24 protein-coding genes and 1 pseudogene are annotated in these 24,963 nt (G+C 71.0%); 16 read left to right on the forward strand and 9 right to left on the reverse strand.

Going from position 1 to position 24,963, the window contains the following annotated elements; genetic code table 11:
- Positions 1-17: 17 nt before the first annotated feature.
- Positions 18-1,034: a hypothetical protein gene (locus N6H00_RS33490; protein ID WP_268975581.1), complete on the reverse strand. Its 1,017-nt coding sequence runs from the start codon at positions 1,032-1,034 to the stop codon at positions 18-20.
- Positions 1,035-1,402: 368 nt separating this feature from the next.
- Here N6H00_RS33490 and N6H00_RS33495 point away from each other — a divergent pair, with 368 nt between their 5' ends.
- The 14 genes and pseudogenes from N6H00_RS33495 (at position 1,403) to N6H00_RS33560 (ending at position 13,824) form a co-directional block, all read left to right on the forward strand.
- Complete coding sequence (locus tag N6H00_RS33495; protein WP_268975582.1) at positions 1,403-1,777, forward strand: VOC family protein; 375 nt, start codon at positions 1,403-1,405, stop codon at positions 1,775-1,777.
- Between the two features lie 70 nt (positions 1,778-1,847).
- Positions 1,848-2,450 (forward strand): GTP cyclohydrolase II, encoded by a 603-nt coding sequence (locus N6H00_RS33500; RefSeq protein ID WP_268975583.1) that lies wholly within the window; start codon positions 1,848-1,850, stop codon positions 2,448-2,450.
- Positions 2,440-3,486 (forward strand): glycosyltransferase family 9 protein, encoded by a 1,047-nt coding sequence (locus N6H00_RS33505; protein WP_268975584.1) that lies wholly within the window; start codon positions 2,440-2,442, stop codon positions 3,484-3,486. Before N6H00_RS33500 ends, N6H00_RS33505 begins: the two co-directional genes overlap by 11 nt.
- 10 nt (positions 3,487-3,496) lie before the next feature.
- A complete protein-coding gene (locus N6H00_RS33510; protein WP_268975585.1) occupies positions 3,497-4,357 on the forward strand; it encodes a sugar phosphate isomerase/epimerase family protein in 861 nt (286 codons plus the stop codon).
- Positions 4,357-5,262, forward strand: coding sequence for a hypothetical protein (locus N6H00_RS33515; RefSeq protein WP_268975587.1), 906 nt, complete (start codon positions 4,357-4,359; stop codon positions 5,260-5,262). The genes N6H00_RS33510 and N6H00_RS33515 overlap by 1 nt, the downstream gene beginning before the upstream one ends.
- A 105-nt stretch (positions 5,263-5,367) precedes the next feature.
- The gene (locus N6H00_RS33520) at positions 5,368-6,369 is read left to right on the forward strand and encodes a hypothetical protein (protein WP_268975588.1); all 1,002 of its coding nucleotides are present in this window, start codon (positions 5,368-5,370) and stop codon (positions 6,367-6,369) included.
- Positions 6,366-6,854, forward strand: coding sequence for a flavin reductase family protein (locus N6H00_RS33525; protein WP_268975589.1), 489 nt, complete (start codon positions 6,366-6,368; stop codon positions 6,852-6,854). The genes N6H00_RS33520 and N6H00_RS33525 overlap by 4 nt, the downstream gene beginning before the upstream one ends.
- Positions 6,851-7,423 (forward strand): annotated as a pseudogene (locus N6H00_RS33530) (D-sedoheptulose-7-phosphate isomerase); the annotation flags it as partial. The gene N6H00_RS33525 and the pseudogene N6H00_RS33530, both read left to right, overlap by 4 nt.
- Positions 7,400-8,857, forward strand: a complete 1,458-nt coding sequence (gene rfaE2, locus N6H00_RS33535) for a D-glycero-beta-D-manno-heptose 1-phosphate adenylyltransferase (RefSeq protein WP_268977215.1) — start codon at positions 7,400-7,402, stop codon at positions 8,855-8,857. The pseudogene N6H00_RS33530 and the gene rfaE2, both read left to right, overlap by 24 nt.
- Positions 8,858-8,954: 97 nt before the next feature.
- A complete protein-coding gene (locus N6H00_RS33540) occupies positions 8,955-10,172 on the forward strand; it encodes a DegT/DnrJ/EryC1/StrS family aminotransferase (RefSeq protein ID WP_268975590.1) in 1,218 nt (405 codons plus the stop codon).
- Positions 10,169-11,137, forward strand: a complete 969-nt coding sequence (locus N6H00_RS33545; protein WP_268975591.1) for an NAD-dependent epimerase/dehydratase family protein — start codon at positions 10,169-10,171, stop codon at positions 11,135-11,137. Before N6H00_RS33540 ends, N6H00_RS33545 begins: the two co-directional genes overlap by 4 nt.
- Before the next feature lie 86 nt (positions 11,138-11,223).
- Positions 11,224-12,264, forward strand: a complete 1,041-nt coding sequence (locus tag N6H00_RS33550) for a zinc-dependent alcohol dehydrogenase (protein WP_268975592.1) — start codon at positions 11,224-11,226, stop codon at positions 12,262-12,264.
- 8 nt (positions 12,265-12,272) lie between these two features.
- A complete protein-coding gene (locus N6H00_RS33555; protein WP_268975593.1) occupies positions 12,273-12,851 on the forward strand; it encodes a hypothetical protein in 579 nt (192 codons plus the stop codon).
- On the forward strand, positions 12,844-13,824 hold the full coding sequence (locus tag N6H00_RS33560; RefSeq protein ID WP_268975594.1) for a zinc-dependent alcohol dehydrogenase: 981 nt from the start codon (positions 12,844-12,846) through the stop codon (positions 13,822-13,824). Before N6H00_RS33555 ends, N6H00_RS33560 begins: the two co-directional genes overlap by 8 nt.
- Here the strand turns inward: N6H00_RS33560 and N6H00_RS33565 are convergent.
- The 5 genes from N6H00_RS33565 to N6H00_RS33585 all read right to left on the reverse strand — a co-directional run bounded on the left by N6H00_RS33565 (position 13,815) and on the right by N6H00_RS33585 (position 18,787).
- Positions 13,815-14,183, reverse strand: coding sequence for a VOC family protein (locus N6H00_RS33565; protein WP_268975595.1), 369 nt, complete (start codon positions 14,181-14,183; stop codon positions 13,815-13,817). The two genes, N6H00_RS33560 and N6H00_RS33565, sit on opposite strands and share 10 nt — an antisense overlap.
- Before the next feature lie 94 nt (positions 14,184-14,277).
- Positions 14,278-16,257: a carbamoyltransferase family protein gene (locus tag N6H00_RS33570; RefSeq protein WP_268975596.1), complete on the reverse strand. Its 1,980-nt coding sequence runs from the start codon at positions 16,255-16,257 to the stop codon at positions 14,278-14,280.
- A gap of 16 nt (positions 16,258-16,273) precedes the next feature.
- Positions 16,274-16,699, reverse strand: a complete 426-nt coding sequence (locus tag N6H00_RS33575) for a hypothetical protein (RefSeq protein WP_268975597.1) — start codon at positions 16,697-16,699, stop codon at positions 16,274-16,276.
- Positions 16,700-16,701: 2 nt separating this feature from the next.
- Positions 16,702-17,946 carry a radical SAM/SPASM domain-containing protein gene (locus N6H00_RS33580; RefSeq protein ID WP_268975598.1) on the reverse strand — a complete coding sequence of 415 codons (1,245 nt, stop codon included), beginning with the start codon at positions 17,944-17,946 and terminating at the stop codon, positions 16,702-16,704.
- A 1-nt stretch (position 17,947) separates the two neighbouring features.
- Entirely contained in the window at positions 17,948-18,787 is an 840-nt protein-coding gene (locus tag N6H00_RS33585; protein WP_268975599.1) for a phytanoyl-CoA dioxygenase family protein, read from the reverse strand.
- Positions 18,788-19,004: 217 nt separating this feature from the next.
- Between N6H00_RS33585 and N6H00_RS33590 the strand changes: the two genes are divergently transcribed.
- On the forward strand, positions 19,005-20,912 hold the full coding sequence (locus N6H00_RS33590; protein ID WP_268975600.1) for a glycosyltransferase: 1,908 nt from the start codon (positions 19,005-19,007) through the stop codon (positions 20,910-20,912).
- Positions 20,913-20,987: 75 nt separating this feature from the next.
- Here the strand turns inward: N6H00_RS33590 and N6H00_RS33595 are convergent, their stop codons facing one another.
- Positions 20,988-22,223 carry a hypothetical protein gene (locus N6H00_RS33595; protein WP_268975601.1) on the reverse strand — a complete coding sequence of 412 codons (1,236 nt, stop codon included), beginning with the start codon at positions 22,221-22,223 and terminating at the stop codon, positions 20,988-20,990.
- Between the two features lie 133 nt (positions 22,224-22,356).
- Positions 22,357-22,983 (reverse strand): class I SAM-dependent methyltransferase, encoded by a 627-nt coding sequence (locus N6H00_RS33600; protein ID WP_268975603.1) that lies wholly within the window; start codon positions 22,981-22,983, stop codon positions 22,357-22,359.
- Positions 22,984-23,134: 151 nt separating this feature from the next.
- Here N6H00_RS33600 and N6H00_RS33605 point away from each other — a divergent pair, with 151 nt between their 5' ends.
- A complete protein-coding gene (locus N6H00_RS33605) occupies positions 23,135-24,307 on the forward strand; it encodes an RNA polymerase sigma factor (protein ID WP_268977216.1) in 1,173 nt (390 codons plus the stop codon).
- Positions 24,308-24,317: 10 nt separating this feature from the next.
- Here N6H00_RS33605 and N6H00_RS33610 read toward each other — a convergent pair whose 3' ends face one another.
- Positions 24,318-24,950, reverse strand: a complete 633-nt coding sequence (locus N6H00_RS33610; protein ID WP_268975604.1) for an endonuclease — start codon at positions 24,948-24,950, stop codon at positions 24,318-24,320.
- Positions 24,951-24,963: the final 13 nt, after the last annotated feature.

Genomic DNA, 24,963 nt, shown 5'->3' on the forward strand with positions numbered 1-24,963 from the left:
GTTTCAGATCACCGTGCTCAATCACGGCCGGCCATCAAAAACCCCGCCTGCAACCGGCTTTCCGCACCGACCTGTTCGACCAACTCGGCGATGTGCCTGCGGCACGTCCGTACCGATATCCCGACCCGACGGGCGATCACGCCGTCGCGAGCGCCCTGGACGAGCAGATGGAGAATGCGGCGCTTGACCTCGTCACCGGTCAGCGCCTCGGCGTCGAGCTCGGCCTGCTCGGCCGGCGACACCGCCTCCGACCAGTGCTGTTCAAAGGCGCCCCGGAGCATGTCCAGCACCGTGGTCTGCCGGACCACGACCGCGCTGCCCGCCCGGCCTCCCGCGGCCGGGATGAACGCGGCATGCTCGTCCAGGATCACCAGGGGCCCCGCCACCTGGGGCACGACGCGCACCTGCGTTCCGGCACGGGCGGCGGTCGATGCGCAGCGCCGCGCCGCCCAGTCGTCGTCCAGCACCTCGGCCGCGCACACCGCCCGCACCCGCACACCGCGCTTGGACAATGACGGGGTCTCCGCCAGCACCTGGTTGAGCAGGCCGCCGAAGCCCTCCGTCCCGGCGTGCAGCAGCAGCACTTCCCGGACGCTGCCCTCGGCGATCTCGCTGACCAGCAGGTTGATCCCGACGCCCTCCGGAATCATGCCGATGGTGTCGCTCCCGCGCCGCATATGTCGCTTGCGGTGCCGCCGGTACATGGACATCAGCCTGCGGAAATCGTCGTTCAGCCGGTCCGCCTCATCACGGAACTCCACGATCTGCTTCTCCAGCGGGCCCACGATGTTCGCCGCTACGGCATCCGGTCTGCCCGCGACCAGCCGCCCCTTCCCGTCCGTGTGCAGCAGCCGCAGCCGCAGGAGCCGTTCCAGACATTGGTTGAAGAGGGGAACACTCAGTCCCAGCTGCTCGGGAATCGCGTCGACTTCGGTGCGTCCCCGGTCGAGGACCCATCGATAGACGACCCAGCTAATGTCGTCCAGAGTGGAAATGACGCGTGGATCACTGTGCCCCCGTTCCGCACCCGGCACGACACCACCTAGTTCCTCTTGGAGAGACAGCGCGGCCTCCGGTTTCTGCCTACCGACGCTGAATCGTTACCCGCATAACTAGTTGGCAAATCCAGGGATCGGCGGCCCGCCCCGGACCCGGCACTCGTCCCAATAGGCGTGATCTTTGGACCGTCCACCGCGACCGCGATAGTGGAACGGCTGATTCCGGGCGGTTTGCGGGAGGTATTCCCACGGGTTCGTGCCTCCGGATCGTCGTCCGCGCCGCGTCCGGTGGTCGTCATGTTGAGGCAGTGCAGCATGGTGACGGTGCCCCGCCCTAGACGCGCACATCACCGCTCATAAAGATTGCCCCTAGCCTCAACGCAGCCGTCCGAGGGGGGAATCCCGTGGTAGGAGTGCGTCTCGACCACCTTCGGGTCGATGTCAAAGACATCGACCGGGCCGAACGGTTCTACTCGGAGGCATTGGGACTGCGGCGGATCGTCCGGTATGAAACCGAGAATGGTGTCATCCTGCAGATGGGTCCCGGCGGAGCACCACCCGGAGTCGAGCTGTGGTTCGAGCACGGGCTGGAGCCCCGCCCGAGTGCGACGGAACACCTGGCGTTCGCCGTCGACGACGTCCGCGGCCTGCTGGAACGCGTCCGCGCTCTCGGCTACGAGGTGGAGAGGGAACCGTGGCAGATCGGTGACGAGACCGTCGCCTTCGTCCGCGATCCCGACGGGCATCTGGTGGAGTTCAACGATTTCGTCGGCCGGTGACTCGACGAACCGCACTCGCACGCGCGCATCCGGCCGGGCACGGCTCGTACGCATCGTCAGGAGATGATCAGTGATACTGGCCAGTACCGTCCTGCAAACCGCACACGGCACCTTCGATGTCGCCACGCACGGCGCGGACGGCCCGGAGCGGTGCCTCTCCATCTCTCAGGGTGAGCTCGGAAAGGACGGCACAGCCGTTCGGCTTCACTCGTCGTGCGTCTTCGGCGAGGCATTACTCGCCTGCGACTGTGACTGCGGGCCGCAATTGGCCACCGCCCTCGACGAGATCAACCGGCGCGGCGCGGGCCTCGTGGTCTACCTGTATCAGGAGGGCCGCGGCGCCGGGCTGGACCTCAAGATCCGCGGCATGGAGCGGCAGCGCTTGGAGGGCATCAATTCCTACCAGGCGTATTCCTCGCTCGGCCTGCCACGCGACCTGCGCGACTACTCACTGGCAGCAGTGGCGATGAAAGATCTCAAAGTGTCCAAGAACGTCACCCTGCTGTCGAACAATCCCAGCAAGCGCGGGGCGATGGAGAAACTGGGGTACCGCATAGTCGACCAGGTGGCGATGTCCTACCAGGTGAGCCGGCGGGCCTATGACTATCTGCTGATGAAGCAGAGCGAGGGCATGCACACCCTCGATTTCGACAAGATCGACTTTGTCGACTGAGCCCGCGGCGGGCCGCCTGTACGTCGTCGACTTCACTGGTTTGGGCAGCGCCTGTCTGGCAGTGCCGGTGCTGCGCGGCATGGAGGAGGCGAATCCGCGGGTCCGCTACACCTACCTGGAGAACGCCCTGCTGCGCGACCCGGAACTGCTGGACGCCGCCGGCCTGCGTGGCCTGGTCGGTCTGGCGCCGTCGCGGTGGCGACGGTTCGACCGCTCGGACTGGACGGACATCGCGGAGTTCATCGAACGACACCGATTGGACACTGTGGTGAACTTCCGCAATCCCGACCTCGCCGTCGACGGGCGGTACGCGCAGTTCCGCGACTGGTGCGGGCGGAACGGGCTCCGGCTGCGCTGGCACGATCTGTACGAGGTGGACGACGTGGGCCCGCTGCACGTCCGGGAGCGCATGACGACGGTGCTCGCCGCCGCCGGGCTCACGGTGGCGCCCGCACCCGACGAGTGGCTTCGCGGACCGGCACCGCCCCCTCGCGGACACCGCGACCAGCGGCTCGTCGGCTTGTTCAGCAGCGCCAGCTCGACCGCCAAGCGCTGGCCGACCGACCGGTGGCTGGGCCTGGCCCGCGAACTGGCGGCGGACGATGTGACGTTCGTAGTGCTGAGCGGCTCCGGCGGTGATGAGCTCGATCTCACGCTCGATCTGGCCGAGCGGCTGGCGGCGGTGGTCCCGCGGCACCGCCTGGTCCTCGCCCCGGCGGGAAACGTGCGCGAACTCGTGGCGCGGCTGAGCACGCTGTCGGTGCTCGTGGCCAACGACACCGGCGTCGGCCACGTCGCCGCGGCGTGCGGCACCCCGGTGGTGTCCGTTTTCCTGTCGACCGACGCACGGGTGTGGCGGCCCCGCTCCCGCACCGCCGTGGCCGTACAGAGCGCGGTGGGCGCGCGCTGCCCGAACCAGCGACCGCTCCAGGGCAACTGCACCCGTCACTACGACACCTGCGACGCGCCGTGCCATCTGGACCTGCCCCCCGAAGTGATCGCGAAAGCCGTGCGGAATGTCCTTCCCGCGCAGTGAGGGAGTACCCATGCCATCCCGTGAACTGACCGTCGCCGCACCGGAGTTCGTCGGAACAGGACCGCTGGTGGACTCACTCGACCGGCTGACGGTGCTGCGGGACCTCGGCGTGTCCGCACTGGAGCTGTGGTCGCCGTGGCAGGTGACCGAGGACGACGCGGCGGAGGTAGGCGCGGCGCTGCGGGCCGTCGGGGTGCGGGTGGCCTGCGTGTCCTCGCCCAGTTATCTGCACGGGGAGGAGACCGGCACCGGGCGCCGGCTCATCGAATCGAGCATCCGGATCGCACATGAGCTGGGCGCGGGACGCGTCAACACCTACTTCGGCCACGGTGGCGACGGCGACGACCGCCACGCCGCCCGCACCTACGCGGGGCTGGTCGCCCCGCTGCTGGACCAGGCGGCGGAAGCGGGCGTGCTGATCGTGCTGGAGAACGAGTTCGACGGCTTCGGGCACGACCCCGAGCACTACGACATCTCCCGGCGGGCCGCGTCGCTGCTGCACCTGGCCGAGGTCATCGACCACCCCGCGTTCCGGCTCAACTTCGACGCGGCGAACTTCGCCTGCGCGGGCGAGGAGGTCGCCAAGGCGGCCGCGCTGCTCGCGCCGCACGTCGGATACGTACACGTCAAGGACGTGATCACGGTCGGACCTGGACACGACGGCGCGGCGGCGGGCTGGAACACCTACACCGACGGCGACCACACCTACCAGACCGTCGAGCTGGGCACCGGCGAGGTGCCCTGGGACGACGTGCTCGACCGGCTGGAGGGCGCGGGCTACGCCGGACCGTTCACGCTGGAACCGCACTGCCAGCCCGAACTCCTCGCCGACCAGCTCGCCGTGTCCGTGGCCTACCTCACCAACCGGTGATGACCATGACGGCAACCGGCGCGGGCGTCACCGCCACCGCCGCGGCGACCTACTTCCGCCTGCGCCGCGAACTGGTGTCGCCGGAGTGCGAGCGGCTGGTGGTGCCCGCGGACGCGGGGACCCCGTTCTGGTCCTGGTACGCGGGGTGGCTGCGGGGCGGCGAGGTCCGCGTCGAGGCCGGCCCCGCCGCGGGCCTGGCGTTCCCCGAACCCACCGGGGAGGTCGCGCAGTGGTGCTCGGGCGGTCTCGCCTCGGCCTACACCGACCTGCTGGTGAACCACCTCTCGCCCACGCGACTGAGCTACCGCAGCTTCGCGGCCGAGGTCGAACCGCACCGCGGTGGCGCGCCGCTGCTGTTCACCCTCGCCGTACTGTCGGCGCACCGCGGCGCGGCGTGCTCCTACGTCGGTGTCGCCCGGCGCGCCGCCCTGGCCGCGCCCGCCGGCCCGCCCGGCCCGACGGACCTCGACGCGGACCTGGAGTTCCTCGCGCGGTGGAACGAGTTCCACCCGGCGCTGCGGCTGCGCACGGTCTGCGGCGACCTCACCCGCGAGCGGCTGCTGGCCGCGCTGCCACCGGGCGCCGAGCACCAGCTGGAGGGCTGCGGCCGCACCGGCGCCGCGCCGTGGTGCGGCGACTGCGCGCTGTGCTTCGACACCTTCTACGCCGCCAAGGCGGTGGGACGCCCGCTGGGATTCCGGCTGTCCCGACGCATCTTCGAGGAGCGCTACACCCGCGACTACCGCACCTGGCTGGACGCCGAGTTCCGCGGCGCCCAGGACGGCGGGCCGCAACTCCTGGCGAGGTTGCAGATCAGCCACGGCCTGACGTGCGACCCGAGGGCGGACGTCGACCACAGGCAGGAGAAGCCGACCGGCACCCACCACGAGGAGCAGCACACATGACCGATCAGGCCGTCTCCAGCAGCGGGGCCACCGCCGTCGACCGCGGCGCCGGCACGCCCTGACGCGCCGATCCCGCCGTACTCGGGGAGCTGTCCGGGAGGACCAGTGGATCGTACCTACGAAGAGGAGATCGCCACCCTCGGCGCCACCTGGCGCGCCTGGCAGCGGTGGCGGGGCGAGGCGGAACTCGGCGCGCTGACCGGGCGGCTGGGCGGCCCGGCGGCGTTCGTCGCCTCGGGCGGCTCGCTCGCGGTGGCGCACCTGGCCGCCGCGGCCTACGAGCGCCGGTGGCGGCAGCCGGCAGCCGTGCTCACGCCGGTGGAGTTCGCCCTGTCGCCGGTGGAGTTCGGCACCGTGGTGGTGATCTCCGACAGCATGAGCCACCCCGACGCCCTGCTGGCGGCCGACCTCGCCGCGGCCGGCCGGGCCCGCGCCGTGGTGCTGTCGAACCGGACCGCCGAGGAGCTGCGGGACCGTCTGACGGACCGGTTGGCGATCGTGTCCGCGCCCCGGCCGGGACGCGACGGATGGATCGCGACCAACTCGGTGCTCAGCCTGAGCCTGGGCGCGCTGACCCTGCTGGGAGCTGACGAGGGCGCGCCGGACCCGGACGAGGTGGTGGCGCGCTGGGTCGTGGGCGGACTCCTGCGCGCGGACGCGGACACCACCCGGCCGCGCCTGCTCTGCCTCTACACACCCGGTCTGCGCAATGTCGCGGTGGACCTGGAAACGCGGGTCATGGAGGCGGGACTGGGGTCGGTCACCATCAGCGATCTGCGCAACCTCGGCCACGGCCGGCACGTCGGCCTCTACCGCAACGCCGGGTCGACGAGCGTGCTGGTGCTGGCCGAGCGGCGCTGGGCGCCACTGGTGCGCGGCACGGTCGACTCGCTCCCGCCGGCGGTCGAGGCCACGGTGTGGCAGGCCGGGTGCGACGACTCCTGGGCGCCGGTGGAGCTGCTGGTGCCCAGCGCCGCGTTCCTCGCCTCGCGCGCCGCGGAGGCCGGCGTCGACCCCGGCAACCCGGAGGTGTGGCCCGGCGGCAACGCGCTGTTCCGCACCCGGGTGGCCGATGTTGTCCCGGATGTGCTGGGGGAGCGGGGATGACCGGCGACGCCCTCCTCGACACCCTCCTCACCAGCTGTGTGGTGGTCACCAGCCGGGACGGCGACGAGCCGCGCGGATGCCTCGTCGGCTCCGTCATGCCGGTCGGCTACGACGCGGGTGTGGTGGCGTTCGCGCTCACCGCGGGCTCGCGCACCGAGCGCGCGGTGGCGGGCAGCGGCGTCGCCGCGCTGCATGTGCTGGCCGCCGACGACCTGGCCACCGCGCGGGTGTTCGCCGCGGACGGGGACCGGTTCGCCAGGGTGCCGTGGTCGGCGGGCGCCCTGGGCGCACCGGTCCTCGGCGGCGTGGTGGGCGTGCTGGAGGTGGCCGTCACCGCGTCCTGCGTCGCGGGCGGCTGCCGGGTCTTCTGCGGTGAGGTGCGCCACGCCACCTCGGCGGGCACACCGGACCGCGTCCTGACGATCACCGAAATCCGCGAGCGGGGCGTCGAGCCCGCGCGCGCCTCGATGGGAGGGGGCACATGAACCACATGGAAACCGGCCCCCAGCACGTGGCCAGGCTCCGGCGCTCGCTGGCCGGTCTCGACCTGCCCCTGCTGGAGAGCTGGGGCAGGTCGCTGGCGCACGTGCTGGGCAGTGGCGGGCGGCTGCTGGCCGCGGGCAACGGCGGATCGGCCGCCGAGGCCCAGCACCTGACCTCGGAGCTGGTGGGCAGGCTGCGGGACGAACGCGAACCGCTGTCGGCCATCGCGCTGCACGCCGAGACCTCCAGCGTCACCGCCATCGGCAACGACTACGGCTTCGACGAGGTGTTCGCCCGCCAGGTCCGGGCGCACGGCAGGCCCGGCGACGTCCTGGTGGTGCTGTCCACGTCCGGGCGCAGCGAGAACCTGCTGTGCGCGGCACGGGCCGCCCACGAGGCCGGGCTGACCGTATGGGGCATGACCGGGCCCGAACCCAACCCGCTGGCGGAGCTGTGCGACGAGGTGCTGGCGGTGCGGGCGGAGGGCACGGCGACCATCCAGGAGTGCCACCTGGTCGCCGTGCATGTGCTGTGCGCGGAGGTGGACGTGGCGCTCGGCGCGTCCAGCCGTGCGCCCGAGCGGCGCCGGGACGGTCCGGCGCCCCTGGTGGTGGTGGGCGACGCGCTGCTCGACCACGACATCGTGGGCGTGGTGCGGCGGCTGTCGCCCGAGGCGCCCGTGCCGACAGTGGACAACGCGCAGGTGCGGGCGCGCCCCGGTGGCGCCGGCCTCGCGGCGCTGCTCGCCGCCCGTGACGACCGGCCGGTGGTGCTGGTCACGGCCCTGTCGGCGGATCAGGAAGGCGGCGAGCTGGCCGACTTGCTGCGCGCGCACGATGTGCACGTGATCGACCTCGGCGCCGACGGCACCACCCCGGTCAAGTCCCGGGTGCGGACGGAGGACCGCTCACTGCTGATGCTCAGCCGCGCCTCCGACCGCAGGGTCCGATTACGCCGCCGGCTGACCGAGGCCGAGCGGGATCTGCTGCTCGGCGCCGCCGCGGTGCTGGTGTCCGACTACGGGCGCGGGGTCACGTTCGACGAGTCCGTGCGCGCGGCGCTGACCGCCGCCGCGCCCCGGACACCCGTCGTATGGGATCCGCACCCGCGCGGCGCCGAACCGGTGTCCGGTGTCCGGCTGGTCACCCCCAACTCCCAGGAGGCCGCCCACTTCGCGGGCGGAACCGGCACGGGCCTGGTGGGCGACGTCGACCGGGCCGGCACACTGCTGGACCGGTGGCGGGCGGGCGGCGTGGTGATCACCCGCGGCGGCAACGGGGCGGTGCTGCTGGAGTCCCGCGACGGTGCCCCGCTGGTGGTGCCCGGCGCCCCGGTCACCGCGGCCGACACCTGCGGCGCGGGCGACCGGTTCGCCGTCGCGGTGGCCTCGCTCCTCGCCGACCGGGCGCTGCCCGCCGAGGCGGTCACCGCGGCCGTCGGCACGGCGACCGAGTTCGTGGCGGCGGGCGGTGCGTCGGCGCTGGTGTCCGACACCGCTCCGGAGCCGGCGCGGCCGGGTGGGACGGAGCGCGGCACGGCGGAGAGCGACCTGACGGCCCTGCTGGCGCGGGTGCGGGCGCGGGGCGAGGAGGTGGTGGCCGCGGGCGGCTGCTTCGACCTGATCCACCCCGGCCACATCGCCCTGCTGGACCAGGCGCGCCGGCTCGGCGGATGCCTGGTGGTGTGCCTGAACGACGACAACTCGGTGCGCAGGCTCAAGGGCGAGACCCGGCCGGTGGTGCCGCAGCAGGACCGCGCCGCGGTGCTGGCCTCGCTCGGCTCGGTGGACGCGGTGGTGCTGTTCGGCGAGGACACACCGGAGGAGGTCCTCAAAATCATCAGGCCGGACATCTACGTCAAGGGCGGCGACTACCGCGTGGAGGACGTGGCCGAGGCCGCGCTGGTCGCCGAGTGGGGCGGCCGCACGGTGATCGTGCCCTATGTCGAGGGCCGCTCCACCACCAGCATGATCTCCCGCATCCACGACAGCGGGAGCCGGGTGTGAGCCGGCCGGCCACGCCGCTCCGTGGCCACGCGGCCGTAACCCATCAGCCGGCACGTTTCAGGACACGTCGAGTGAGTCGAGAGAACGGAGGGCCGCGGTGCCCGGTCCAGGCTGGTACCTGATCGACGACGCCGAGGAGCGCGAGGTCGTCGAGGCGTTACGAGAAGGCCACCTCAGCCGCTACCGGTTCGGCGACGAGTCGGCCGTGTCCAAGACGATGCGGTTCGAGCGGGAGATGGCCGCCCTGCTCGGCAGCCCGCACGCGCTGGCCGTGAACAGCTGCACCTCGGCGCTGGTGGCCGGGCTGACCGGTCTGGGCGTCGGACCGGGGGACGAGGTGATCGTGCCCGGCTACACCTTCATCGCCTCCATCGCGGCGGTGCTCTTCACCGGTGCCCGGCCGGTGCTGGCCGAGATCGACGAGAGCCTGACACTGGCTCCGGACGACGTCGCGGCGAAGCTCACCCCACGGACCAAGGCGATCATGCCGGTGCACATGATCGGCGCCCCCGCCGACCTGGACCGGCTGCTCGCGGTCGCGGACGGCGTACCCGTACTGGAGGACTGCGCGCAGGCGTGCGGCGGTACGTACCGCGGCCGGCGGCTGGGCACCATCGGCGTGGCCGGCGCCTTCTCGTTCAACACCGGCAAGACGATGACCACGGGCGACGGTGGCCTGCTGGTCACCGAGTCGCCGGAGGTGTACCGGCAGGCGTTCGCCTTCCACGACCACGGGTTCGCACCGGACCGGGCGGGCCTGGTCGAGGACGGCCCGCGGATGGGGCTCAACCTGCGGATGCACGAACTGGCCGCCGCCCTGGGCCTGGCCCAGGTGCGCAAGCTCGACCGCGCACTGGAACACTGCCGCGAACTGGCGGCCGTGGTCCGCGAGGGGCTGGACGGTGTGCCGGGCGTCGGCCACCGCGTCATCCACGACGAGGGCTGGTGCGGCACGGCCCATGTGCTGATCTTCGAGGATCCGGCGCGGGCGGCGGCGTTCGCACGCGAACTGGGCGGGTCCACCCTGGACGCCTCCACCAAGCACAACTACGCCCGCGCGGGCCAGCTGCACGCCGAGTTCACCCGGACCGACGCAGGCGGCGAACGACGGATACGCAACGCCGCCCCCGGCGACCTGCCGCGCACCGACGACCTGCTGTCCCGGTCGGTCGCGCTCAGCGTGGGCGTGGTGGACGGCTATCTGGGCACCCTGGGCGAGGTCACCGTGCGCGACACCGCGCAGGAGGCCGCGGCGAAGACCGCCAAAGTGCGTGAGGTACTGCTGCGCACCGCCTCCCCGGAGGCGATGCGATGACCGGGGAGGTTCTGGTCACCGGAGCGGCCGGGTTCATCGGAGGCCACCTCGCGGCGGCGTGCCGCCGCGCGGGGTTCACCGTGACCGCGCTGGACCCCGCGCCGGCCGGGGAGGAGAGCACGGCCGCCGACGGCGTCGTCCCGGCCACCGCCGGCGACGCCGGCCTGCTGGCCGATGTGCGGGCCGGGCGGTACCGGGCGGTGCTGCACCAGGGAGGGATCAGCTCGACCCTGGAAACCGACCGCGACCTGCTGCGGGCGGTGAACGTCGACGAGCCGCTGGCCCTGGCCGAGGCGTGCGCCGCCGCCGGGACACCCTTCGCCTACGCCTCCTCGCACAGCGTCTACGGCACCATCCGCGGCCGGTTCGCGGTCGTCGAGGAGGACGTGGCCGACCCGGACCGCTGCACCGGCCCGCTCAACGACTACGCCTGGTCGAAACTGACCCTGGACCAGGAGATGACGGCGCGGTTCGGCGACGACGCGGCGTGGTCCGGCTACCGGTACACCAACGTGTTCGGCGCCGGCGAGGAACGCAAGGGGAGCATGGCGTCGATCATTTCCCAGCTGCTGCGGCAGGCCGCCGCGGGCGTCCCGCTCCGGCTGTTCGCCGACACACTGGAGGCGTGCCGGGACTACGTACCGGTGGAGACGGTGGTCGACACCCTGCTGGACGTGATCCGGCAACCGCCGCCACCGGGCGTGTACAACCTCGGATCGGGCGTTCCGGTGAGCTTCGCCACGCTGCTGGGCTGGTGCGGCGAGCTGCGCGGTGAGGACGGACTCGCCGTCCACCTGGTGCCCAACCCGGTGAGCGGCCGTTACCAGTACTGGACGTGCGCGGATCAGAGCAGGGCCGGCGCGGTCCTGCCCCGGGCCCGCGGCCTGGCGGTCGAGGAGGTGCGCTCGGCCGCGTACCGGCTGTACCGCACCTTCGCCGGCGCCACCGCCCAGCCGGTCCCGTGACCGGCCGGCGTGTGGTGCGGGCGCGGCGTGTGGTGCGGGCACCCGCCCCGAACGGCACATGGTGGCCGCGGACCGTCCACGGCCCGGTGCCACCGCGGCCGGGACCGCGGTGGCGGCTCGTCCGGGTGACCACGGCCGGGATCTGCGGCAGCGATCTGCGCGGCCTGGCGGAGGCACCGGTGGACGGCGCCGTGGACCCGGCCGGAGTCGTTCCGGGACACGAGATGGTCGGCGTGCTCGCCGACGGTCCCGGCAGCGGCGAGCGGGTCGTGGTGCATCCGCTCGTCACCTGCGCCGCCCGCGACGAGCCGCTGTGCGCAGCGTGCCGGAACGGCCGGTTCGGGCAGTGCGCGTCCTTCTGGCGGCCCACCGTGCGGTGGAGCAAGTCCCTCGGGTTCAGCGCGGACCTCGGCGGCGGATGGGCCGACTGGGTGTGGGCCCACCCCGCCATGGTGCGGCCGTTGCCACCCGACCTGCCCGACCGCACGGCCGTCCTGGCCGAGCCGCTGTCGGTGGCCGTCTCCGGGGTGCGCTCGGTGCGCCACCACGCCGGGGACGACGTCGTGATCGTCGGCGGCGGCACACTGGGGCTGCTCACCGTGGTGGCGGTGGCGTCCGTCCTGCCCGGCAGCCGATGCTTCGCCCTGGTACGGCACGACTTCCAGGCGGACGCGGCACGCGCGCTGGGCGCGGAGCCGGTGCGGACACCCGCCGACCTCCCGGGCGCCCGGCCCCGCGGCGCCGACGTGCTCATCGACGGGCCGGGGCTCGCGGTGGACGCGGGGGGCACGTCATCGTCGCTGATCGCCGCGATGCGCGCGGTCCGCGCGGGCGGCACGGTGCTGACGCTGGGCAACCCCGACGACTGCACCGACCTGACCCCGCTGTGGCTGAAGGGGCTGACCCTGATCGGCCACCTCGAACACGCCGCCGACCCCAGCCCCCGCCCGCCCGAGGCGGCGGACTCCCTCGACGAGGCGGTGCGCCTGCTCGCCGCGGCGCCGGACCTGGGCCGCCACCTCGTCACCCACACGTTCGCCCCGGACGACGTGGAGCGCGCGCTCGCCGTCGCACGCGCGCGCCGGGCCCACCGCGCGATCAAGGTCATCCTGCGACACCCCTCATGAGGAGAGCCGTGCTCATCGTCTTCGACCTGATGGACACCTTGCTGACCGATCCGTTCCTGCGCGCTCACGAGGCCGCGTGCGGGCTGACGTTCGCCGAGTTCGAGGCGGTGCGCCCGGACGGCGTGTACCACCGGCTGGAACGGGGCGAGATCACCGAGGCCGACTACTGGCGCAGTCTCATCGACAGCGGACTGGACTGGGACGTCGAGGAGTTCCACCGGGTGCGCCGCGCGGGCTACGCGTGGATCGACGGCATGCGCGACCTGGTGTCCGACTGCACCGTCGCCAACACGGTGGTGATCGGGTCGAACTACGCCGACTGGATCGACGAGGTGGTACGGGACCACCTGCACGGACTGGACGTGGGCGTCTTCGCCTCGTGCCGGCTGGGCGTGCGCAAGCCCTCGCCCCGGTTCTTCGAACTGGTGGCGGACGCCACGCACACGCCACTGCGGGACGTGCTGCTGGTGGACGACAAAGGCGTCAACACCGACGCGGTGGCGGCGCTCGGCGGCATCGGCGTCCGGTTCACCGACGCGACGGAGACCCGCCAGGCACTGCGGAAGGCGGGAGTGGCCGGTGTCTGAGCGCTTCGAGGGGATCGCGTACACCCTGACCTCCGCGGGCGAGGTCGTCGTACGGCAGAGGTCCGTGCCCGCGGAGCGGACGGTGCTCCGGGTGGCCGCCGCGGGTGTCTGCGGCACCGACCTCATCGACTTCCGGGGGCGGCTGGACCGGCCGGGCACGCTGCCGGACACCTCGCCCGGCCACGAGATCGCGGGCACCGTCGTGCACAGCGAGGACGGGTGGCCCGTGGGGACGCCCGTGGTGGTCGACCCGGCGTTCCACTGCGGCGCCTGCGGCCCGTGCGCGGCCGGCCGGACCAGCTACTGCGAGCGGCTGCTGCTGCTGGGCCACACCTACGGCTCGGGAGGTCTGGCGCGGTACGTGGCCGTGCCGGGGACGGCGCTGCTGCGGATGCCGGACCGCGTCGACGTGGTGTCCGCGGCCCTGGTGGAACCGCTGGCCTGCGCGCACCACGCGGCGGCCAAGGTCACCTGCGACGGGCCGGCGCTGGTGCTCGGCGCCGGCACCATCGGACTCGGGGTGGCGCTGCTGCTGCGGGCCCGGGGACTGGAGGTGGCGGTGGTCGACCCGGCACCGGTCCGCGCCGCCCTGGCGGCGGACCTCGGCCTGCCGGTCGGCCGCCCGGACGGCGCGCTCCCGGTCGTGGTGGAGGCGTCCGGCACGGCGGCGGGCTTCCACGACGCGCTGGACGCGGTCGCCCGTGGCGGGCACGTCCTGGTGGCGGCGCAGCACAGCGGCACGCTGACGGTGGACGCCGGCCTGGCGTTCGGCAAGGAGCTGCGGCTCAGCTGGTCGCTCGGCGCGCTCCGGGCCGACTTCCACGCCGTGCTGCGGCTGCTCGCCGCGGGTGTGCTCGATCCGCGCCCCCTGGCCACCCCGGTCCGGCCCGAGGACTTCGGCACGGCCACGTTCCGGGACATGGCGGCGGGACGCACCGCCAAGCCCGTCGTCGTCTGGGACGCTCAGCTGTAGTGCTTCAACTCGATCCGGTGGCCGTCCGGATCGAGGACGAACGCCATCGTCTCCCCTTCGATGGAGAACGGCTCCCGCTCCACCTTGTAGCCGAGACGGCGGACCCGCTCGACCCATGAGGGCACGTCGTCGGCCAGGAACGCGACGTGCTCGGTCGGGCTGGCGGCCGGGGTGAGATCGCGCAGCATGGTGAGTTCGACGCCGGGCGGCCGGCCGCCCGGCGCCATCATCTGGATGACACCGTCCGGCAGGTCGTAGCGGAACACCCGCTCGAAGCCGAGGGCGTCGCGGTAGAACGCCTCGGCGGCGTCCATGTCCCGTACGTCGAGGCGGACGCTGTCGAAACGCAGGTCGGCCACTGTGTCTCCTTCCTGGGGCCCGGATCGGGGCCCGGGGGTGCGGATCGGGGGGCGGTCCCGCCGGGACGCCCCCCGATGGTTCCTCCTCGAGGCGTCAGCGGACCCGGAAGTCCACGACCCGGTGCTCCCACAGCAGGAGCAGTGCGTCCAGGGTTTCCTCGTCGGCGGGCAGTCCGCGGGCCGCCGCCGACGTCGGCCCCGACGCGGCCGCCCGGAGCAGGCCGAACACCGGCTCCGACACGGCGACGGGCTTCGCCCCCTGGGTACGGAACGACACGACGCGGGTCACCGAGCCGTCGGCCGTCGCCACCTCGCGCAGCCGGGTCGCCGGGTGGAGCACCACGTCCGCGGTGTGGAGCACGGCGCGGAACCCGGGCTTGCGCCGGACCGCGTGGCCGGGCACGACGGCCAGGTCGAGCGTCGTGGTCACCAGACACCGCAGCACATCGCCCACCGACTGCACGATCGGCTCGGCGAAGTTGTTGAACGACGTGTTCAGCACCACCGGCACATCGGTGGCCGCGCGGAAACCGTCGATCAGCTCCCACATCACCGGATTGGTGTCCCGGTGCACGGTCTGCACGCGTGCGCTGCCGTCCACATGGGTGACGGCGGGCAGCTTCTCCCGCCATTCGGGGCGGACGTCCACGACGCAGCCCATGAAGTCCAGGCGCGCCTTGGTGGCGGTGAGGTCGAACACCTCGCGCGCGGACTCGGCGAGGACCGCGGGGGCGAAGGGCCGGAACCCCTCCCGCTTCTTGATCATCGCGTTGACCCGGTCGCGGCTGCCGGCGTCGCGGGGATCGGCCAGGATGCTGCGGTGGCCCAGGGCCCGCGGCCCGAACTCGGACCGCCCGTGCGCCCAGCCCACGACCTGGCCGGACGCGACCGCCGACGCCGCGTACCGCGCCTCCTCACCCGGCGCGATCTCCTCCACGTCCACGAAGGCGCGCCACCCGGCCAGTTCGGCCCGCACCGCGTCCGGGCCGCCCAGGTCGGGCCCGAGGAAGGCGTTGACGAGCCCCTTGCCCCGGCGGCCGCCGGTGACCTCCGCCTGCCGGTGCTGTGCCGCACCCGCCGACGCGCCCGCGTCGTGCGACGCCGGGTGGACGAAGACCTCGTCGAACAGACCCCACTGGAGGACGCGGCCGTTGGCTGTCGAGTTGTGGGCCACGCCACCGGACAGACACAGCCGGGCAGCCCCGGTCTGCCGTGCCCAGTGGCTCAGCAGATGGCGCTCCACCTCCTCCAGCGTCGCCTGGAGGGCCGCCGCCAGGTCGGAGTCCTGCTGCCGGATCGGCTCACCGCGCCTGCGCGGTGCGAACCCGGCGTGCAGCAGGTGCTCCACCACGGCGCCGCTGTTCATGGTGTACCCGCCGTCGTCCAGCAGTGCGTAGTACGGGCGGAAGCAGTCGCGGTACACCGATGGGTCACCGTAGGGCGCGAGTCCCATGACCTTGTACTCGTCGAAGCGGCGGAAGCCGAGGAACGGCAGCAGCGCCAGGTACAGATGTCCCAGCGAGTGCTGATCGGGGTAGCTGTGCAGCAGCTTCATGCCGCCGTCGGCGCAGTCGAACACCGAAACACCCTCGGCCTCGCCGTTGCCGTCGATGACCACCGCCAGCGCGCTGTCGAACCCCGAGTCGGCGAAGGAGCCGAACGCGTGGGCGCGGTGGTGCTTGGTGAAGTGGACGTCACCGTGCTGGAACTCCCGTCCCAGCGCCTCGGTGAGGCGCGTCGTCAGCAGCTCCCGCGCGGAGAGCACGGGCACATCGGGGAACTTCAGGTACTCGTGGCCGACCTCCAGATTGGCGTAGTCCTCCCCGAAGAAGAACGCCACGTCGTCGACGTCCTCCGCGCGCACGCCGGCCAGCTCCAGGCAAGCCTTCGCCGCCGAGGCGGGGAACAGGTTGGAGTGCTTGAGCCGGTTGAGACGTTCCTCCTCGACCGCGGCGACCACCGTCCCGTCCACCACCAGGGCCGCGGCGGAGTCGTGGAACAGCCACTCCGGTACGTCGGGCATGAACGTCCCGGCCAGGTCGGCGAAGCTGCCCGTGATACCCAGTGTGATCATCTGCTGCCTCCTCGCGTCACGCGGCTGTCCAGCGCAGTGCAGTGGCCTCACCCTCGTCGACCCGGTAGGCGGCGCGCCCGTCGACCACGACCTGGGCGCCGGCGCCCAGCCGCACGGTCCACGCGGGCGGCTCCTCGTCCGCGGCGGGCCGCCACGCCTGGCCGCCGTGGGCGATGGACACGGTGGCATCGCCGGTCGTGGTCAGGACGACCACCGAACGGACCGGTCCCAGGGCGTGCGCCGGGTCCGGCTTCTCCACGGAGATCCACGCACCGTGTGCGGCGGCCTGCTCACCGGGCCCACGACCCGCGCCCAGCAGCGAGCCGACGACGTCCAGCCCCTCGTCGGCGTACGCCCATCCCCGCAGCGCCACGGCCCGAGCGGCCAGATCGGCCGACTCGAACTTCATCCGCGCATCGCGCGTCGATCGCGTCTGGTCCACGTTCACGCTCCCGTCTCGTGGGACACCGCCGGCAGCACATCGAAGCCGTCGTACCAAGCCCTGGTCCGGCCCGCGTCGAGCAGGCGCGGATTGAACCACTCCCACCGCGCGCCATCCGGCTCGGTCACCTCCCGGTGGAACCGGTGGAAGCCCTCCTTCTGCCGCCTGGCCTCCCGGAACGACTGGCCGAACGCGCACTTGGCGCAGATGGCCATCTCGGCGTTGCGGGAGCGGAACTCGCGGGACTCCGGCTTCGCCCAGATCTCCTCGAGCGTCTCGTGCTGAAGGTTGCCGAGCACCTTCTCGCCGTTGTAGTCGTGGCAGCACGGGACGACCCGCCCGTCCCACAGGATGGCCACGGAGTTCCACGGCCGGGTGCACGGTTCGGTGTAACCGGCCGACGTGTGCTCGCCCAGCTCGGCCACCAGCTCGTCGTCGAAGTCCCAGCGCTCGAGCCGGATCACCACACCGCGGTCGACACCGAGCTCCTCGCAGTAGGCGAGGAACCGCTCGGCCTCATCGTTGTTGGCGTGCATATTGATCATCTGGAGGGTGAGGCTGGTGTCGTAGCCGCCCTCGTCGCGCAACCGCACCAGCTCGCGCAGATTGCGGTCGGCGACGTCGAGCCGGGCCGCCCGGCCGCGGATGGACTTGTAGACGTCCGGGTCCAGGGAGTCCAGCGACAGCACCATGTTCGCGATGCCCGCGGTGAGGACCGCCTCGGCCCGCTTGGGCAGCAGACTCGGCGGATTGCACGACAGGCCGGTGCGCACGCCGTGGCTCAGCGCGATGGCGATGGCCTCGCCGACGCCCTTGTGCAGCAAGGACTCCCCGAAGTGGTGCAGTGCGCAGAACTTCGTGTCACCGCTGACCTGGCTCATGATCGAGTCGAACAGCTCCAGCGACATGTCGCCGAGGCCGCGGTCCATCTCGAAGGTGCGCGGGCACATCTTGCAGGTGTACGGGCAGCGGTTGGTCAGCTCGATCTGCTCGATCTTGGGCAGTCGGCCCGCCTGCCGGGACGGACCGCTGTCGAGCCACCTGTTGGCCTCGTCGCGGTCCGCGAAGACCAGTTCCATCTCCTCGGCGACCGCGGGGAGGCCGATCGGATCGGACGGCGAGTTGTAGATCGCCTCCAGCGCCTCCACGGTCGCCCAGGTGTCGACGGCCTGCTTCTTGGTGATGTGGTTGGTGAGGACGACGGCGTCGTCGACCTGCCGGTAGCTGAAGAACGGCAGCAGATACACGTCAGACCTCCGCGACCTTGTCCGCAGTGGCCTCCTCCTCGTACACCGCGTCACCGTGGAACAGCCGCCACCGCAGCTCGTCGACGGTCGTGGGCGGTACGTTGTGCACGTTCAGATACCGCCGGGCGCGCGGGCTGAGCCGGGCGAGCACGTCCTCGGGCACGGCGCGGGTGAAGTCCATCTGCGGCCGGTACCAGGGCGCGGTGAACAACGTCTTGATCAGGGCGCGTGGCACGTCCGAGCCGTTGGTGCCCGCACAGTGCCAGATCCGCGCGTCGAACACGACGCCGTCACCGGGCTCGACCTCCAACGGCACCGACAGCGGCGCCATCACCTCGGGGTCCGGCTCGTCGGCGAGGGTGAGGTGGCTGCCGGGGACGACCCAGGTGGCGCCGTTCTCCTCGCGCACCCGGTCGAAGTAGTAAAGGACGTTGACACCGGGAATCCTGTTGGGCGGGAACGACACACCGGTGACGTCCATCAGGTCCGTGTGGTAGTCCCACGGGTAGCGCCCCTGCCCTGGGAACAGGGTCAGGGCGTCAAAGCAGTTGAGTATGCCCCGTGGGCCGAGGAACGCGTCGACGATGTCGAGCGCGGGCGAGGTCTCCAGCAGGGCGTGGAAGACATCGTCGGCGGCGGCCAGGTTGCGCAGCGCGCCGCGTTCCCGCATTCCGACGAGGCGCTCGACGCCATGGGTCTCGTCGTCCAGCTCCGACAACCGGTGCAGTGCTTCTCTGGTCCGCCGGGTCTCCTCGGGCGAGAGGACGCCCGGAAGCACCGCGTACCCTGTCGTCCGCACCTTGCCGATCACGTGGTCGAGGTCGATCGCACTGGCAGGCAATGGCCTTCTCCCCTCGCGGTACGCACTTCGTCTTCCTGGCGCGACACTGGAGGCCGAGTTTTCAGCAACCGGTGGTGGCCGTCCACGGTTCGCGATCGTCACGATGCTGCACGACCACAAGCTGTCCAGGGGCAGGGCAGGGGACTGGGCGCAGCGGGTTGACAGGTCTGTGCCGGGCCCAGATCGTTTGAGACGTCATCGTCGAAGGAGCTGAAAAGTGGCAACGATCGCTGATGGTGTGCACCAGAGCGTGCGGAAGACTCTTTGGCGAACTGTTCAGCAGACACGCTTTCCGCTTGACCGCCCCATCGAAACGCTGCCCCTCTACGTCTCCTCTCATGCTGAATCCCTGACGGCGGGCGATGCGAACGGTACAGGGAACGACGAAAGGGCAGTCGTTTCGGGTGGAGTTGCGTCCATGGCGGCCTACTTCAGCGCCTTCCCGGCCAGTTATTGGCACACCTGGACGTCGCGTCGTCACGTCAGGTTGAAAATCACGGTGAACGGCGCGTGCACGGTGACGGTTCTCAGGTCGGACGAGCACGGCGACGCAACGCGGGTGCTTTCCAAGGACGCGGCGCAGGACGGTTCCTTCGACGAGGTTCTGCCCTTGGACGCATTCCAGCGAGGTGGGTGGTACTGGTTCGAGGTCGCCCCGCAGGGTCCGGCCGTCCGGATCGTGAATGCCGAATGGCAGGTGCAGGACGACCGCGGAAAGCAGGGCACCGTGACGGTCGTGATCACGACTCATGATCGACCGGAAACCTGTATGGGCCTTCTGAAGAGTTTCGGTGAGGTGATCGGCCTCGGCGGACGGGTGGAACATATCGTCGTCGTCGATCACGGCCGGCGGTATCCGGTCGAGGACAATCCGCACTTCGGTGACCTTGACCCCGAAGTGATCCGTCGGCTGCGGGTCGTGAAGCAGCGGAACCTGGGCGGAGCCGGAGGGTTCGGGCGCGGCATGTACGAAGCCATCAGGGAGGAACTGAGTGATTACGTAGTCGTCATGGACGATGACGTGGCCGTGGACCCGGAAAGCTTCATCAGGGGCTTGGCTTTCGCCGATTTCTGCCGGGATCCCACGATCGTGGGTGCCCATATGTTCGAGATGAACGAACCGTGTGTGCTGTCCACGTTCGGTGAGGGGATCGACCGGCGTGACTACATGTGGGATTCGGTACCCGGAGTTGTTGATTCATTCGACTTGTCGCTCCATGACCTGCGGAAGACTCCCTGGCTCCACCGGCGTTTCGATGTCGACTACAACGCCTGGTGGACATGTCTCATTCCGGTCGACGTCATAAAATCCATTGGGCTTCCGCTGCCTGTTTTCATCAAGTGGGATGATATCGAGTACGGGCTCCGGGCCGGTGCGCATGGCATCCCCACGGTCAGTCTTCCGGGGTTCGGGGTATGGCACGAGTCCTGGCGGGAGAAGGACGCTCACAATTGGCAAGCCTATTATCTTCTGCGTAATCGCTGCATTGCCGCCTTGATCCACTCGCCGCATCGTCGCGGCACCGGCGTTGTCCTGACGAATCTCGCCTTCGATATCGAGTCGCTGTTGTGCATGCGCTACTCGACTGCCGCTCTCAGGTGCCAAGCGCTGATCGATCTGCATCGAGAGCCGGCGGATCTGCTCCGGGAGTCCGATGGCAAACTGGCGTCATTGAACAGCTTGCGCCAGGGTTTCCTTGATGCCTCGGAACGGGCTGAGGACCCCGATGACATCTCAGTCGAAGCGACACCGCACAGGAGCGATCACACATCGCCGAAAAGCAAGATCGCCACACTGCTGCGGATCTGCGCGCTGATATGCCGACACGCGTTCACGGACCGGCGGCATACGGTTGCCCCGGTGCTTCCTGCCGCGATGGACGAATGGCGGGACATCGGTCACCGTGACGCGGTCGACATCTACTTTCCCAATGGGAATCTGGTGTCCCGGCGCAGGCGGAGCCGTTCGCTGTTCGTGAGTTCCCTCAAAGGCTTGCTGAAGGAGCATGCGCGGCTCTGGTGGAATTGGCCGAAATTGGCCCGGATGTATCGGGCGTCGGCGAGCCACCTGGTCTCGCCGGACACCCAGGGGGCGTTCCTTTTCGATGCGAAGGAGTCCCGCTGACCCCGCTCGGACGACGGTGTGCGGTGCCGCGCGATACGGCGGCACCGCACACCGTGCGGGTCACGAAGAACCGAGTCAGCCCTCCGCGCCCACGAGTTCGGCTCGCGGCGCCTCCTTCAGCTCGCGGAGAGCCGTCAGCACGGCCCAGAGCTGGTAGAGAAGTACGGTCAGCTCCGCGACCGCCAGAGCGGCCAAGGCGCCGGCGGTGCCGTAGTGGTGGCCGATCGCGGGCACGAGCACCAATCCGACGACGGCCCCGAGGATGGTGCTGGTCAGAACCTTGGCAAAGAGACCGAGACTGGCCAGGCACACGATGCCCGTGACTTGCGAGAGAGCGATGGCGCCGACGATGAGGCCCAGGAAAAGCGAAGAGGCAAGCGAAATCGAGATTTCGCCGTCCGTGGTGAGGCGAAGAATGGGTGCGGCGGTGCACGCGGCGGCGGTCGCCAACGTGGCGGAGGTTGCCACCCCGATCACCAGTGCCCGAAGGATTCTGGGGACCACCAGCCGCTGATCTGTCGAGGGCACCCAGCCCTGGAGAACCTTGGTGACAGGCGTCGCCAGAGAGAGTGCGGACCGCTCGAGGCGTTCCGCCGCGGCGAAGGACGCGACCGCACCGTGGTTCACGGCTGCCAGAAGAAGCACGGGGAGCGTCACATACAGCGCTGTCGTGGCACCCGTGGCCGCGGCGGCGGCATCCTTGCGCAACGCCGCCACGACATTGGAGAAGTGGAAGTCACTGGCACGCAGCCGTCGCGAACCCAGAATCTGTACGGACGCGACAACAGGACTTACCATCGCGCCCAGCAACGGCAGCACAAGAATCGGCAGCACAAACCCGGACAGCACCGTCAGCCAAGCACCCAACAGAGTTGCCGCTACGTTCGGAACGGTTTCGAGAAGAACCAAGGAACGACTGTCGCCCGTGCCGATGTAGAACCAGGACGGCGACAGTCCGGAAAGCGTTCCGGTCAGACCCGCGACGATGGCCAGGTAGGAGTGATCGGTGGCGAACCAGAGGCCGATCACTCCGAAAAAGACGGCGGGAACGAACAACCATATCCGCGCGCCGATCGACTCGGCATAGTAGTCTTTGCGTGCCTGTGGATCTGCTCGGGCGATGACCGGTGGCCCGGCAATTTCCCACCCCCATATGACGGCAATTGCTCCAATCACTCCGAAGGCCTGTCCGATGGCGACAGTTCCGTAGGTGTCCGCATCGGCGACCCGGGAGACTGCCCACAGCACGATGAACGACGGGACCGTGGACATGACCGAGTCGACCATGAATAACGACAACCGTCGTGTCATTACCATGACATTGCCCTGCTTGGCGCCTATGACAAGCCTCCTCGTTCGACTGGTGGTGGCAGCTGCCGACTTGACGACGCGTTCGACCCGCAGCGCCAGAGCCTATACCGTCACCACGGACGACCGTGCGGTGCTAAAGGGCGCCCCGACGTGCCCAGAACAGGGCATGTCCGCCGGCGCCTTCCGGAACGAACTCTTCCCGTTCGACGGTCAGACCGGCCTCAGTGATCCAGGTGCGGTTCGTGGCCGCGTCGGCGTGGCTCCACCACATCGCGGCACCGCTACCGAGCCAGTTCTCCTCGACATCGGTCCGCGCACCGTACCCGGTGGTGGCCACGAACCAGCCCCCCGGGCGCAGCCACTCGGCGATCCTCCGCAGCAACGGCGGCTGTTCGGGCAGCGGAATATGGATGAGAGCGTAGAAGGAAACGACCGCGTCGAAGGAAGCGGCTTCGAAGGACACGGCCGATGCGTCGGCGCAGATGAACTCCGCCTCGGGCACCCGCGCCCTGGCCCGTCGAATCTGTACCTCGCTGATGTCGACACCGATGACCCGGTAGCCATCGGCGGCCAGATCACGGGCGACCGGCACCCCGCTTCCGCATCCCAGGTCCAGCACCGTCCCGCCGGGCGGGATCCGTTGCCGCACATCGCTGAGCCACTGCCGGTACTTCGTCTCCGCGCCATATGCCTCGTCATAGCGCGAGGAGGCAATGTCGTACCCACGCCGGACAATCTCTTTGGGGTCTTCGGGGTCCACGCCGGGCTAACGCCGCCCACGAGGCCGGAGCCTCGCTCGGTGGACTTCTTTCACCCATCGCTGTCCCTCGTTTGGAGTGACCTCAACGATGCACGAGCCGAAGAACGGGCCGGTGAACGAGTCGGTGCACGAGCCGATGCACGAGTCATCGATGGACGAGGCCGTGCTGCGGAGCCTGACGCCGAGCGTGCTCGCCGTCCTCGTCCGCCGCGGAGCCGATTTCGCGGCGGCCGAGGACGCCGTGCAGGACGCACTCGTCGAGGCGGTCCGCGTCGGGCCGGCCGACCCTTCCCCAAGCTCTTCGAGCAAGGGATACCCCAGACGGGATGCGAAGGGCTGGCTGATCACCGTGGCCTGGCGCAAGTTCCTCGACGCCACCCGGGCGGACACCGCCCGCCGCCGGCGTGAGGACCTCGTCGAGAAGGAGCCGGCGCCCGGCCCCGCGCCCGGGGTGGACGACACGCTCCAGCTCTACTTCCTCTGCGCCCACCCGTCCCTGACCCCCTCGTCCGCGGTCGCGCTCACGCTGCGCGCCGTCGGCGGGCTGACCACCCGCCAGATCGCCAGGGCCTACCTGGTGCCCGAGGCGACCATGGCGCAACGGATCAGCCGGGCCAAGCGCACCGTCTCCGGTGTGCGGTTCGACCAGCCCGGCGACGTGGCCACCGTGCTGCGCGTCCTCTACCTGGTCTTCAACGAGGGCTACTCCGGCGACGTCGACCTCGCCGCCGAGGCCATCCGGCTCACCCGGCAGCTCGCGGCCGCGGTCGACCACCCCGAAGTGGCGGGGCTGCTCGCCCTCATGCTGCTCCACCACGCCCGGCGCGCCACCCGGACCGCGCCCGACGGCAGCCTGGTGCCGCTCGCCGAGCAGGACCGCGGCCGGTGGGACACCGAGGCGATCGCCGAGGGCGTCGAGCTCCTCCAGGCGGCCCTGGCCCGCGACCGGCTGGGCGAGTTCCAGGCCCAGGCCGCCATCGCGGCACTGCACGCCGACGCGCCCACCGCCGAGGAGACCGACTGGGCGCAGATCGTCGAGTGGTACGACGAGCTGGCCCGCCTGACCGACAGCCCGGTGGTCCGGCTCAACCGCGCGGTGGCCGTCGGCGAGGCCGACGGACCGCGCGCCGGGCTGGCGGCGCTCGCGGCGCTGGACGCCTCCCTGCCTCGCCACGCCGCGGTGGCGGCGTACCTCCACGAGCGCGACGGGGACCTGGCGACGGCGGCACGGCTGTACGCCGAGGCGGCCGGGAAGGCACCCAGCCTCGCCGAGCGCGAGCACCTGACGCGCCAGGCCGCCCGGCTCAACACCCGCCGCCGCTGACCACGCTCCGTCACGCGGCGGCGCGCACCTCCCGCGCGGCGTCCGCGTCCAGCGCGACCCGGACCAGGGCCGCGGCCAGCCGGGGGAGGTCCTCCTCGGCCACCAGCCGCCCCAGCGCCTCGGCGCTCTTCGGCAACCCGACGCGCTCGGCGCCGTCCAGCGCCTTGCGGTCGAAGTACGGGGCGAACTCGGGCCATACGCCCTGTGCCTCCCGCAGGAAGATGTTCACCCCGGCCGGGCCGATGCCGTTGATCTCCCGCAGCAGCTTCCCGGGGTCCCCGGCCTCGCGCATCCGCCGCAGATCCCCCCGGTACTCCCGGTTCACCAGCTCGGCCGCCTCGCCCAGCTGGCCGGCGGTCCGCTCGTCGTAGCGCCGGTAGCCGCCCTCGCCGAGCGCGTCGACCCGCTGCTGCCAGGTGGCCTCCGCCATCCGCCGCGGGCTGCGCATCCCCGCGTCGAAGAGGGCACGGGCGGAAGCGACGGCGATGTCGGACCTGATCCGCGCGGACAGCAGATGTGCGAGCACCAGCAGCTGGTAGAGCGGGCCGGGGGTGTTGCGGAGCTTGATCCCGGCCTCGGTGGCGAAGGTGGTGCCCTGCTGGTCGAGCAGGTTGCGCGCCAGGCTCTCGTTCTTGTCGCTCATGTGCGGATCCCGC

It is taken from the genome of Streptomyces sp. S465 (assembly GCF_026898115.1).
In the GTDB taxonomy this organism is placed as follows: domain Bacteria; phylum Actinomycetota; class Actinomycetes; order Streptomycetales; family Streptomycetaceae; genus Streptomyces; species Streptomyces luomodiensis.